Annotated in this window: 11 protein-coding genes; 9 read left to right on the top strand and 2 right to left on the bottom strand. The window is 69.9% G+C overall.

Annotated elements, in window-relative coordinates; translation table 11 throughout:
* The first annotated feature begins 213 nt into the window (after positions 1-213).
* Entirely contained in the window at positions 214-1650 is a 1437-nt protein-coding gene (locus GTY67_RS11420; RefSeq protein WP_161278579.1) for an NAD-dependent malic enzyme, read from the top strand.
* 387 nt (positions 1651-2037) lie between these two features.
* Positions 2038-2319 (top strand): HU family DNA-binding protein, encoded by a 282-nt coding sequence (locus tag GTY67_RS11415; RefSeq protein WP_003968811.1) that lies wholly within the window; start codon positions 2038-2040, stop codon positions 2317-2319.
* A 114-nt stretch (positions 2320-2433) separates the two neighbouring features.
* Here the strand turns inward: GTY67_RS11415 and GTY67_RS11410 are convergent, their stop codons facing one another.
* Entirely contained in the window at positions 2434-2898 is a 465-nt protein-coding gene (locus GTY67_RS11410; RefSeq protein ID WP_161278578.1) for a DUF2000 domain-containing protein, read from the bottom strand.
* On the opposite strand from GTY67_RS11410, the gene GTY67_RS11405 reads away from it, so the two are divergent.
* Positions 2897-3766 carry an AraC family transcriptional regulator gene (locus GTY67_RS11405; RefSeq protein WP_161278577.1) on the top strand — a complete coding sequence of 290 codons (870 nt, stop codon included), beginning with the start codon at positions 2897-2899 and terminating at the stop codon, positions 3764-3766. The two genes, GTY67_RS11410 and GTY67_RS11405, sit on opposite strands and share 2 nt — an antisense overlap.
* 51 nt (positions 3767-3817) lie before the next feature.
* Here GTY67_RS11405 and murA read toward each other — a convergent pair whose 3' ends face one another.
* Complete coding sequence (gene murA, locus GTY67_RS11400) at positions 3818-5158, bottom strand: UDP-N-acetylglucosamine 1-carboxyvinyltransferase (RefSeq protein ID WP_015608864.1); 1341 nt, start codon at positions 5156-5158, stop codon at positions 3818-3820.
* A gap of 286 nt (positions 5159-5444) precedes the next feature.
* Between murA and GTY67_RS11395 the strand changes: the two genes are divergently transcribed.
* From GTY67_RS11395 to GTY67_RS11370, 6 genes are all read left to right on the top strand, one after another.
* Complete coding sequence (locus tag GTY67_RS11395; protein ID WP_093688791.1) at positions 5445-6005, top strand: YqgE/AlgH family protein; 561 nt, start codon at positions 5445-5447, stop codon at positions 6003-6005.
* 30 nt (positions 6006-6035) lie between these two features.
* Positions 6036-6335 (top strand): DUF3039 domain-containing protein, encoded by a 300-nt coding sequence (locus GTY67_RS11390; protein WP_029395429.1) that lies wholly within the window; start codon positions 6036-6038, stop codon positions 6333-6335.
* A gap of 245 nt (positions 6336-6580) precedes the next feature.
* Positions 6581-7885, top strand: coding sequence for an extracellular solute-binding protein (locus tag GTY67_RS11385; RefSeq protein ID WP_161278576.1), 1305 nt, complete (start codon positions 6581-6583; stop codon positions 7883-7885).
* A 2-nt stretch (positions 7886-7887) separates the two neighbouring features.
* Complete coding sequence (locus GTY67_RS11380) at positions 7888-8874, top strand: sugar ABC transporter permease (protein ID WP_093688787.1); 987 nt, start codon at positions 7888-7890, stop codon at positions 8872-8874.
* A gap of 2 nt (positions 8875-8876) precedes the next feature.
* On the top strand, positions 8877-9767 hold the full coding sequence (locus GTY67_RS11375) for a carbohydrate ABC transporter permease (RefSeq protein WP_093688785.1): 891 nt from the start codon (positions 8877-8879) through the stop codon (positions 9765-9767).
* A gap of 4 nt (positions 9768-9771) precedes the next feature.
* Positions 9772-11421, top strand: coding sequence for a beta-N-acetylhexosaminidase (locus tag GTY67_RS11370; RefSeq protein WP_161278575.1), 1650 nt, complete (start codon positions 9772-9774; stop codon positions 11419-11421).
* The last annotated feature ends 127 nt before the right edge of the window (positions 11422-11548 follow it).

The raw sequence follows: 11548 nt of genomic DNA, 5'->3' as shown, positions 1-11548 counted from the left end.
TGTCACCTGATGGTGGCGCGGGTCTGTTTTCGTTTGCGGAGGCGGTTGGGGGTTCCGCCGAACGGGTGACTTCTCGTATGGTGGAAAACACTTTCCGAAAGACGGCACTCATTACCGGCTACCAGTCAGTAGGTGCGACGATCGGGAAGCGTGACCGGAACGAGGGTTCCGGATACGCGGCAATGAAGCTTAAGGAAAGCGAAGGACTCGGCCATGGCAACGGCGCCCAGCGTCTCGTACTCGATGACGGTCAGGCTGGAGGTGCCCGCCAGCGGCACCGCGGTCTCCCAGCTCACCACGGCCGTGGAGTCGTCGGGGGGTTCGGTCACCGGCCTCGACGTGACAGCCTCCGGCCACGAGAAGCTGCGGATCGACGTCACGATCGCGGCCTCCTCCACCTCGCACGCGGACGAGATCGTCGAAGGTCTGCGCGACATCGAGGGCGTCGTGCTGGGCAAGGTCTCCGACCGTACGTTCCTCATGCACCTCGGCGGCAAGATCGAGATGGCGTCCAAGCACCCCATCCGCAACCGTGACGACCTCTCGATGATCTACACGCCCGGCGTCGCCCGGGTCTGCATGGCGATCGCCGAGAACCCCGAGGACGCCCGCCGCCTCACCATCAAGCGCAACTCCGTCGCAGTCGTGACGGACGGCTCCGCGGTGCTCGGCCTCGGCAACATCGGCCCGATGGCCGCACTGCCCGTCATGGAGGGCAAGGCGGCCCTCTTCAAGCGCTTCGCGGGCATCGACGCCTGGCCGATCTGCCTGGACACCCAGGACACCGACGCCATCGTCGAGATCGTCAAGGCGATCGCCCCCGGCTTCGCGGGCATCAACCTGGAGGACATCTCCGCCCCCCGCTGCTTCGAGATCGAGGCCCGGCTGCGCGAGGCCCTGGACATCCCCGTCTTCCACGACGACCAGCACGGCACCGCCATCGTCGTCCTGGCCTCGCTGACCAACGCCCTGCGTGTGGTGGGCAAGAACATCGGGGACGTACGGGTCGTCATGTCCGGTGCCGGAGCGGCCGGTACGGCCATCCTGAAGCTCCTGATCGCCGCCGGTGTCAAGCACGCCGTCGTCGCCGACATCCACGGCGTGGTGCACAGCGGCCGCGAGGACCTGGTCGCCGCCGACCCCGACTCGCCGCTGTGCTGGATCGCCGACAACACCAACCCCGAGGGCGTCACCGGCACCCTCAAGGAGGCCGTCGTCGGCGCGGACGTCTTCATCGGCGTCTCCGCCCCGAACGTCCTGAACGGCGACGACGTCGCGGCGATGGCGGACGGCGCGATCGTGTTCGCGCTCGCGAACCCGGACCCCGAGGTCGACCCGACGGTCGCCCGCGAGACGGCCGCCGTCGTCGCCACCGGACGCTCCGACTTCCCCAACCAGATCAACAACGTGCTGGTCTTCCCGGGTGTCTTCCGCGGTCTGCTGGACGCTCAGTCCCGCACCGTCAACACGGAGATGATGCTCGCCGCCGCCGGAGCCCTCGCCGATGTGGTGGCCGAGGACGAGGTCAACGCGAACTACATCATCCCCTCGGTCTTCAACGACAAGGTCGCCGGCGCGGTCGCCGGAGCCGTCCGCGCGGCCGCCAAGGCCGCCGCGGGCACCGGGGCGGAATCCTCCACCTCCGTCTGACCCCACCCGTTCCCCCCGTTTCGCGGGCCCCTCAAGGGGTACGCGCGGAACACCCCGGGCCGCACCCGCCCGTGCCGTACGGCGCGTCGCGGGTCGCGGCGCCCCAAACGCCCCTTTAGGGTGGGCGGGCAGATGGGCCCCGTAGGGCCCGGCATCCGCTGCGGACCGCTAAGGGAAGCCGACGGAACGTCACCACGAGCAGGCAGTGGCGCTTTTCGTTGACCCTGAAGGGTTCCGGATTGGCTTTCCCGCCGCAGGTGGGGGCAGGATGCGTAATCGGGCGCGAGGGTCTGACATCAGACCCGGGTCCGGGGACTGTCAGAGGGCCCTGGCAGCATCGGCTTCGATCTCACGCCTCACAGGCAAGAAGAACACGGGAGTAACAACATGAACCGCAGTGAGCTGGTGGCCGCCCTGGCCGACCGCGCCGAGGTGACTCGCAAGGACGCCGACGCCGTGCTGGCCGCGCTCGCCGAGACCGTCGGTGAGATCGTCGCCAAGGGCGACGAGAAGGTCACCATCCCCGGCTTCCTGACCTTCGAGCGCACCCACCGTGCCGCTCGCACCGCTCGCAACCCGCAGACCGGCGACCCGATCAACATCCCCGCCGGCTACAGCGTGAAGGTCTCCGCGGGCTCGAAGCTCAAGGAAGCCGCCAAGGGTAAGTAACCCTCCAAGGCGCAATGAGGGCGGCCACCCCCGACCAGGGGTGGCCGCCTTCGCGCATGCCAGGGGCACATGCGCCCCGCTCAGCTCCTCGTACGCCGCCGGGGCCGCCCGGGGTCAGGGATGCATCCGCGCGCCCTTGAGGACCTTGTCCACGGCGTTACGGGGCCCGTACACGGACAGCCCCACCAGATCCAGCGCGTCCCGCCCCACCGCCCGTACCGCCGCCCGGTTGTCCCGGTCGTTCCCCGTACCGAACAGGTCCGAGGTGAACACCGCCACCGTCAGGGACCGGGAGAGCGCCTTGGTGTGCGCGGCGGTCAGCGTCTCCTTCGCCCCCTCGAAGACCAGCACCGGCTGCCGGAGCATCGGCAGGTACGCCGTGGAGTCGGCGTCCTCGTAGGGCTCGCCGATCACCTCGGGCGCCGCCGTCCCCAGGCCGCTGACCAGGAAGGCGGTCACGTTCAGGCGCTGCCAGGTCTCCAGGTCGTCGCGGAGCAGCACCGCGATCTTGGTGTCGAAGCGGACGGGCGCCTCGTCGGTGGCCATGGTTCCGTTCGCCGTCTCGTGCGTGTTTCTCATGGTCCGAGACTGGCCGGTGGCCCCGGGCCGGGTCTTGTACGTTCTGAGCGTGGTGGCACGGCAGGAGGTCTCGGCCTGGCGTCCGGCGGTCCCGGGCGTCGTGGAGGTCTTCCACGCCCGCTTCACCGAGCACGCCTACCCGATGCACGTGCACGAGGCCTGGACGCTCCTGATCGTCGACGACGGGGCCGTCCGCTACGACCTGGACCGCCACGAGCGCGGCACCCCGGGCGGCACGGTGAGCCTGCTGCCGCCGCAGGTCCCGCACAACGGTTCGCCCGCGACCTCCGACGGCTTCCGCAAACGGGTGCTCTACCTGGACATGACGCAGCTGGACGCGCGCTACATCGGCCCCGCCGTGGACACCCCCGACCTCGCCGACCCGCTCCTGCGCACCCGCGTCGCCCGGCTCCACACGGCCCTGGCGGACCCGGGCGACGCCTTCGAGGCGGAGAGCCGCCTGGCGTTCATCGGGGAGCGGCTGAGGGGCCACCTGGGGCCTGTGGAGGCCCCGCAGGGCCCGCCGCCCGGCCCCGGCGTCGCCCGGGACCTGCGTGAGCTCCTGGACGAGCGGCTGGGCGAGGGCATCACCCTGGCGGAGGCGGCCCGGCTGGTCCACGCGCACCCGACCCATCTCGTACGGGCGTTCAGCGCGGCGTACGCGATCGCGCCGCACCAGTACCTGACGGCCCGCCGGGTCGACCGGGCCCGCCGGCTGCTGCTGGACGGGGTGCCGCCCGGCGAGGCGGCCACCGCCGTTGGCTTCCACGACCAGTCCCACCTGACCCGGCACTTCAAGCGGATCGCGGGGACCACGCCGGGGCGGTTCGCGCGGTCCCGGGAAAGCACGGTGCCCCGGACCCTGTGAGGGGCCGAGGCACCGGGTGCGCAGCGCTGTGTGCGGCAGCACTGTGCGGGGTCAGACCAGGGAACCGCCCGGCAGCTCCACCTTCGCGCCGAGCTTCTCCAGCTTGTCCATGAAGTTCTCGTAACCGCGGTTGATCAGGTCGATGCCGTGGACCCGGGAGGTGCCCTGGGCCGCCAGCGCCGCGATCAGGTACGAGAAGCCGCCGCGCAGGTCGGGGATGACCAGATCGGCGCCCTGGAGCTTCGTCGGCCCGGAGACGACCGCCGAGTGCAGGAAGTTGCGCTGGCCGAAGCGGCAGTCGGAGCCGCCCAGGCACTCGCGGTAGAGCTGGATGTGCGCACCCATCTGGTTGAGCGCGGAGGTGAAGCCGAGCCGCGACTCGTACACCGTCTCGTGGACGATGGAGAGCCCCGCGGCCTGCGTCAGCGCCACCACCAGGGGCTGCTGCCAGTCGGTCTGGAAGCCGGGGTGGACGTCCGTCTCCAGCGCGATGGCGTTGAGCGCGCCGCCCGGGTGCCAGAAGCGGATGCCCTCGTCGTCGATCTCGAAGGCGCCGCCGACCCGGCGGAAGGTGTTGAGGAAGGTCATCATCGAACGCTGCTGGGCGCCGCGCACGTAGATGTTGCCCTCGGTCGCCAGCGCCGCAGACGCCCAGGAGGCCGCCTCCAGACGGTCCGGGATCGCCCGGTGGGTGTACCCGTCCAGCTTGTCGACACCGGTGATCCGGATGGTCCGGTCGGTGTCCATGGAGATGATCGCGCCCATCTTCTGCAATACGCAGATGAGGTCCTCGATCTCCGGCTCCACGGCCGCGTTGGACAGCTCGGTGACGCCCTCGGCGAGGACGGCGGTGAGCAGCACCTGCTCGGTGGAGCCCACCGAGGGGTACGGCAGCCGGATCTTGGTGCCGCGCAGCCGCTGCGGGGCCTCCAGGTACTGGCCGTCGGCCCGCTTCTCGATGGTCGCGCCGAACTGGCGGAGCACCTCGAAGTGGAAGTCGATCGGCCGGCCGCCGATGTCGCAGCCGCCCAGGCCCGGGATGAAGGCGTGGCCGAGGCGGTGCAGCAGCGGGCCGCAGAAGAGGATCGGGATGCGCGACGAACCCGCGTGGGCATCGATGTCGGCGACGTTCGCCGACTCGACGTGCGAGGGGTCGAGGATCAGTTCGCCCGGCTCGTCGCCGGGGCGGACGGTGACGCCGTGCAGCTGGAGGAGCCCCCGGACGACCCGTACGTCACGGATGTCGGGAACGTTGCGGAGGCGGCTGGGCCCGCTGCCGAGCAGCGCGGCGACCATTGCCTTCGGCACCAGGTTCTTGGCGCCTCGGACGCGGATCTCGCCCTCCAGCGGGGTGCCGCCGTGGACAAGCAGGACATCGTCTGTGCCGGTCATGTATCTCGCGTTCCGGAGTGGTCGGGCAGGGGGCCAACGAAAAGGGTAATGGCCTCCTACCCCCCTTCCGTAAGGCGAAGGGGGGTGTACGAACGTCATGAATCCGCCACAACACCCTCCGCGCACCCGATCTTGCGGAGGGTCACCGTCCGGATGGCCCCCGGATCCTGCCCGCGCGGTGCGCTCCCCGTGCCTCCGTGCGCCCTGAGCTGCGCTCGCTCTCCTGAGGTGGTCATCACGCACGCCCGGCCCCCGCGGAGGGCGAAGATGCGGGATCATTTCTGCCATGACGGAGGTGTCCTCGCTCACAGGGCGACTGCTCGTGGCCACACCCGCCCTCGCGGACCCGAATTTCGACCGCGCGGTGGTGCTCCTCCTCGACCACGACGAGGAGGGCTCCCTCGGCGTGGTCCTCAACCGCCCGACCCCGGTGGGGGTCGGTGACATCCTCGACTCGTGGGCCGGGCTGACCGGTGAGCCGGACGTCGTCTTCCAGGGCGGCCCGGTCTCCCTCGACTCCGCGCTCGGCGTCGCGGTGATCCCCGGTGACGAGGGGCCGCTCGGCTGGCGCCGGGTCCACGGGGCGATCGGCCTGGTCGATCTGGACACCCCGCCGGAGCTGCTCGGACCGGCCCTGGGGTCGCTGCGGATCTTCGCCGGGTACGCGGGGTGGGGGCCAGGTCAGCTGGAGGGCGAGCTGACCGAGGGCGCCTGGTACGTGGTCGAGTCGGAGCCCGGTGACGTCTCCTCCCCGCGCCCGGAGAACCTCTGGCGCGCGGTGCTCCGCCGCCAGCGCAGCGAGCTGGCGATGATCGCCACGTATCCGGACGACCCTTCACTCAACTGAACCCCCTCTTCTTCAGTACCCTTGGCGGTTATGAGCACTCTTGAGCCCGATCGCGGGGCAGGTACGGGGACCCTCGTAGAGCCGACGCCGCAGGTGTCGAGGGGCGACGGCGACCACGAGCGCTACGCCCATTACGTCCAGAAGGACAAGATCATGGCGAGCGCCCTGGAGGGCACTCCCGTGGTCGCGCTGTGCGGCAAGGTCTGGGTGCCGGGGCGCGACCCCAAGAAGTACCCGGTCTGTCCCATGTGCAAGGAGATCTACGAGTCCATGGGCGCCGGCGGCGACAAGGACAAGGGCAAGGGCGGCAAGGACAAGGGCAAGAAGTAAGGCCCGGGTTCTCCTCAGGTCCACGGCCCCCGGCACGCGCGGTCGACGCGCGTGCCGGGGGCCTTTTGCGTTCCCGGTGACGGATCGTGACCGGTTGTGCTCGCGTTGCACGGGCTGCGTCGGCTGGTCACAGAGTGGTGGAGACCACTTGTCGGGCGCTCGAACCGGACTTACTCTCCTGCCAGTTGTGCAGAACGAAACGCACGTTGCACATGATGCAACGGATGACCGGTAGGGGTTCCCGGATGAAGCTTTCTGCCCGAATTGCCGCCCCGGTTGCGGCGCTTGTGCTGGCGGGCCTCACCGCCACCGCCTGCGCGCCGCAGACCTCCGACACCAGTGCGAAGGGTGACGACAAGAGCGGGACCCTCCGTGTCTGGCTCTTCCAGGAGGTCGGCAACAAGCCCAAGGAGAAGGTCGTCGACGACGCCGTCGCCGCCTTCGAGAAGAGCCACCAGGGCGCGAAGGTCAAGGTCGAGTACATACCCGTCGACACCCGCGCCCAGCGCATCAAGGCCGCCTTCAACGACCCCAGGAGCGCCCCCGACCTCATCGAGTACGGCAACAGCGACACCGCCGGATACGTCAAGGACGGCGGACTCGCGGACGTCACCGAGGAGTTCGGCGCCTGGGAGGAGGCCAAGGACACCGACCCGATCGCCAAGCAGTCCGTCACCGTCGGCGACAAGGTCTACGGCGCCCCCTTCTTCGTCGGCGTCCGCGCCCTCTACTACCGCACCGACGTCTTCAAGGACCTGGGCATCGAACCCCCCAAGTCCCAGGCCGAGCTGATCTCCACCGCCAAGAAGATCCGCAAGGCCAAGCCCGACCTCTACGGCCTCGCGGTCGGCGGCGCCTACACCTACGGCGCGATGCCCTTCATCTGGTCCCACGGCGGCGAGATCGCGGGCGAGAGCGGCGGTACGTACAAGTCGGCCATCAACAGCGAGAAGGCCCGCAAGGGCATCGAGGCCTACACCTCCCTCTTCGGCGACGACAACTGTCCGGCCGCCAAGTGCGCCTCCATGGGCGGCAACGCCACCGTCACCGCCTTCGCCTCCGGCAAGGCCGCCATGGCCATCGGCGGCGACTTCAGCCACGCGGCCGTCGAGACGGGCTCGGTCAAGGGCAAGTACGCGGTCGTCCCGCTGCCCGGCATCGCCCCGAACTCCATCGCCCCCGCCTTCGCGGGCGGCAACAACATCGGCGTACTCAAGAGCAGTTCGCACCGCACCCTCGCCGTCGACCTGATGAAGTCGCTCACCGGCAAGAAGACCCAGGCCGAGATGTTCGACGCGATGGGCTTCCTGCCCACCTACACCGACGTCCTGGACAACGCCGCCAAGAAGCAGCCCTTCGTCGCCCCGTTCGTCCAGACCCTCGGCGCCGGCGCCAAGTTCGTCCCCGCCTCGCCCGCCTGGGGCCAGATCGACGCCTCGCTGGTCCTGCCGACGATGTTCCAGGAGATCGTCTCCGGCCGTAAGGACGTGGCCCAGGCCTCGGACGACGCGGCGAAGAAGATGGACGCGGCCTTCACCGACGCGGGCTGACGATGACCACGCCCACCACCGCACTCAAGACCCCGGCCGCCGCCGCGGCCGGGGCGGGCCCCGGCACCCCCGCCGGCCGCCCGCCCCGGCGCGGCCGCTCCGTGTCCCCCAAGGGGCACTCCGGCTGGACCCCCTGGCTCTATCTGCTGCCCGCCCTCGTCCTGCTCGCCGGGCTGCTGGTCTACCCGATCTACCAGCTCGGCCTGATCTCGTTCCTGGAGTACACCCAGGCCCAGGTCAGCGGCGGCGAACCGACCACCTTCCAGGGGTTCGGCAACTACGCCACCCTCTTCAACGACAGCCAGTTCTGGCAGGTCCTCCTCGCCACCGTCCTCTTCGCCGCCGCCTGCGTCGTCTCCACCCTCTTCGTCGGCTGCGCGCTCGCCGTCCTGCTCACCCGCATCCGCGCCCTGCCCCGGCTCGCGCTGATGATGGCCGCGCTCGGCGCCTGGGCCACCCCCGCGATCACCGGCTCCACGGTCTGGGTCTTCCTCTTCGACCCCGACTTCGGACCGGTCAACAAGGTGCTGGGGCTCGGTGACTTCTCCTGGACGTACGGGCGCTACAGCGCCTTCGCGCTCGTCCTCCTCGAAGTCCTGTGGTGCTCGTTCCCGTTCGTCATGGTCACCGTGTACGCGGGCATCCGGGCCATCCCCACCGAGGTGCTGGAGGCCGCCTCGCTGGACGGCGCCTCCCAGTGGCGGATCTGGCGGACCATCATGGCGCCGATGCTCAAGCCCATCCTGATCGTCGTCACCATCCAGTCGATCATCTGGGACTTCAAGGTCTTCACCCAGATCTACGTCATGACCAACGGCGGCGGCATCGCCGGGCAGAACCTGGTGCTCAACGTGTACGCGTACCAGAAGGCGTTCGCGTCCTCGCAGTACAGCCTCGGCTCTGCGATCGGCGTCGTGATGCTGGTGATCCTGCTGGCCGTCACGCTGGTCTATCTGCGCCTGGTGCGTCGCCAGGGGGAGGAACTGTGAGCATGACGACCGACAGTGCGGTACGCGAGAGCCCTGGACGCGGTGGCGGCGTACGTACGCTGCTGCGCGTCAAGCGGCCCGGCAGGCTGGCCGCCGAGGCCACCGCCCTGGTGATCGCCGTCGCGGTCGCCTTCCCCCTCTACTGGATGGTGCTCTCCGCCTTCAAACCGGCCGGGGAGATCCAGTCGACCACCCCCCGCCCCTGGACCCTCGCCCCCTCCCTCGACTCCTTCCGCCGGGTCTTCGAACAGCAGGACTTCGGCCGCTACTTCCTCAACAGCCTGCTGGTGGCGGGCACCGTCGTCATCGCCTCCGCGCTGATCGCCTTCCTGGCCGCCACCGCCGTGACCCGCTTCCGCTTCAAGTTCCGCACCACGCTGCTCATCATGTTCCTGGTGGCGCAGATGGTGCCGGTGGAGGCGCTGACCATCCCGCTGTTCTTCCTGATGCGGGACTTCGGCCAGCTCAACACGCTCGGCTCGCTGATCCTGCCGCACCTCGCCTTCTCGCTGCCGTTCGCCATCTGGATGCTGCGCGGCTTCGTCAGGGCGGTCCCCGAAGCCCTGGAGGAGGCCGCCTACATCGACGGGGCGAGCCGCACCCGCTTCCTGTGGCAGATCCTCTTCCCGCTGGTCTTCCCGGGCCTCGTGGCGACCAGCGTCTTCTCCTTCATCACCACCTGGAACGACTTCCTGTTCGCGAAGTCGTTCATCATCAGCGACACCTCCCAGTCGACGCTGCCGATGGCGCTGCTGGTCTTCTTCAAGCCGGACGAGAACGACTGGGGCGGGATCATGGCAGCCTCGACGGTGATGACCATTCCCGTCCTCGTCTTCTTCGTACTCGTACAGCGACGCCTCGTCTCCGGACTGGGCGGAGCGGTAAAGGACTGACGTCATGACATCCGATGACACGACGGCTCTCGGCCTGATCCCCGCCCCGCGCAAGGTCAGCTGGGCGGGGTCCGGGCGGGCGTACCGGCCGCTGCACGAGGGGACCGTGCTCAGCGCGGCGCCGGGCACCGAGGGCGTCGCCCGCCTGCTGCGGGCCACGGTCGGCGCGGCCACCGGACTGGAGCTGCCGCCGGGCACCGAGGGCCCCCGCGTGGAGCTCTCGCTGGACCCGGCGCTGGCCCCCGAGGCGTACCGCCTGAGCGTCGACACCGAGGCCGTACGCATCACCGGCGGCAGCCCGGCCGGGCTCCACCACGGGGCGCAGACCTTCCGCCAGCTCCTGGGCCCGGACGCCTTCCGGCGCGCGCCCATCGCCCCGGGGCGCACCTGGGAGGTCCCGGTGGTGGCCGTCGAGGACGAACCGCGCTTCGGCTGGCGCGGCCTGATGCTGGACGTCGCCCGGCACTTCCTGCCCAAGGACGACGTCCTGCGCTACCTCGACCTCCTCGCCGCCCACAAGCTGAACGTCTTCCACTTCCACCTCACCGACGACCAGGGCTGGCGCGTCGAGATCAAGCGCCACCCGCGCCTGACCGAGGTCGGCGCCTGGCGCTCGCGCACCAAGTACGGCCACCGGGCCTCCGAGCTGTGGGACGAGACCCCCTACGGCGGCCACTACACCCAGGACGACATCCGCGAGATCGTCGCCTACGCCGCCGAGCGGCATATCCGCGTCGTCCCCGAGATCGACATCCCGGGCCACGCGCAGGCCGCCATCAGTGCGTACCCCGAGCTGGGCAACACCGACGTCATCGACACCACCACCCTCTCCGTCTGGGACACCTGGGGCATCAGTCCGAACGTACTCGCCCCCACTGACAACACCCTGCGCTTCTACGAGGGCGTCTTCGAGGAGCTCCTGGAGCTCTTCCCCGCCGAGACCTCGCCGTTCATCCACGTCGGCGGCGACGAGTGCCTCAAGGACCAGTGGAAGCAGTCCCCGGCCGCCCAGGCCCGGATCGCCGAACTCGGCCTCAAGGACGAGGACGAGCTCCAGTCCTGGTTCATCCGCCACTTCGACACCTGGCTCACCGGACGCGGCCGCCGCCTCATCGGCTGGGACGAGATCCTCGAAGGCGGCCTCCCCGAGGGCGCCGCGGTCTCCTCCTGGCGTGGTTACGCCGGAGGCATCGCGGCCGCCGAGGCCGGACACGACGTGGTGATGTGCCCGGAGCAGCAGGTGTATCTGGACCACCGTCAGGACGGCGGCCCCGACGAGCCGATGCCCATCGGGTACGTCCGCACCCTGGAGGACGTCTACCGCTTCGAACCCGTTCCGCCGGGGCTGAGCGAGGAGGCGGTCCGTCACATCCTGGGCGCCCAGGCCAACGTGTGGACCGAGGTGATGCAGAACAGGTCACGCGTCGACTACCAGGTCTTCCCGCGCCTCGCCGCCTTCGCCGAGGTCGCCTGGACGCCCCTGCCGGCCCCGGCCGACCGGGACTTCGCCGGTTTCGAGGAGCGCATGGCCGGCCAGTACGCCCGTCTCGACGCCCTCGGCGTCGACTACCGCCGACCGGGCGGCCCGCTGCCGTGGCAGCGGCGGCCCGGCGTCCTCGGCCGCCCGATCGAAGGGGCGCCGCCGGTGGTGTGAGCCCCGGAACCGGCTTACGCCGGGGCGGGGCGGGGCGGGTTCGAGTCGCCCCGAACCCGCCCCGGAACGAACGGAATAAGTCGTACAAGCATCGCTGAAGAGTGGCAATTCACCCTCCACTCCGAAG

Source organism: Streptomyces sp. SID8374 (assembly GCF_009865135.1).
Classification (GTDB): Bacteria; Actinomycetota; Actinomycetes; order Streptomycetales; family Streptomycetaceae; genus Streptomyces.
This window is presented reverse-complemented; position numbering and strand designations above follow the sequence as displayed.

Excerpts from the sequence above, each read along its gene's own strand:
- GTY67_RS11420 (WP_161278579.1), top strand. The coding sequence starts at position 214 with ATGGCAACGGCGCCCAGCGTCTCGTACTCGATGACGGTCAGGCTGGAG.
- GTY67_RS11415 (WP_003968811.1), top strand. The coding sequence starts at position 2,038 with ATGAACCGCAGTGAGCTGGTGGCCGCCCTGGCCGACCGCGCCGAGGTG.
- GTY67_RS11405 (WP_161278577.1), top strand. The coding sequence starts at position 2,897 with ATGGTCCGAGACTGGCCGGTGGCCCCGGGCCGGGTCTTGTACGTTCTG.
- GTY67_RS11410 (WP_161278578.1), bottom strand. The coding sequence starts at position 2,898 with ATGAGAAACACGCACGAGACGGCGAACGGAACCATGGCCACCGACGAG.
- murA (WP_015608864.1), bottom strand. The coding sequence starts at position 5,158 with ATGACCGGCACAGACGATGTCCTGCTTGTCCACGGCGGCACCCCGCTG.
- GTY67_RS11395 (WP_093688791.1), top strand. The coding sequence starts at position 5,445 with ATGACGGAGGTGTCCTCGCTCACAGGGCGACTGCTCGTGGCCACACCC.
- GTY67_RS11390 (WP_029395429.1), top strand. The coding sequence starts at position 6,036 with ATGAGCACTCTTGAGCCCGATCGCGGGGCAGGTACGGGGACCCTCGTA.
- GTY67_RS11385 (WP_161278576.1), top strand. The coding sequence starts at position 6,581 with ATGAAGCTTTCTGCCCGAATTGCCGCCCCGGTTGCGGCGCTTGTGCTG.
- GTY67_RS11380 (WP_093688787.1), top strand. The coding sequence starts at position 7,888 with ATGACCACGCCCACCACCGCACTCAAGACCCCGGCCGCCGCCGCGGCC.
- GTY67_RS11375 (WP_093688785.1), top strand. The coding sequence starts at position 8,877 with ATGACGACCGACAGTGCGGTACGCGAGAGCCCTGGACGCGGTGGCGGC.
- GTY67_RS11370 (WP_161278575.1), top strand. The coding sequence starts at position 9,772 with ATGACATCCGATGACACGACGGCTCTCGGCCTGATCCCCGCCCCGCGC.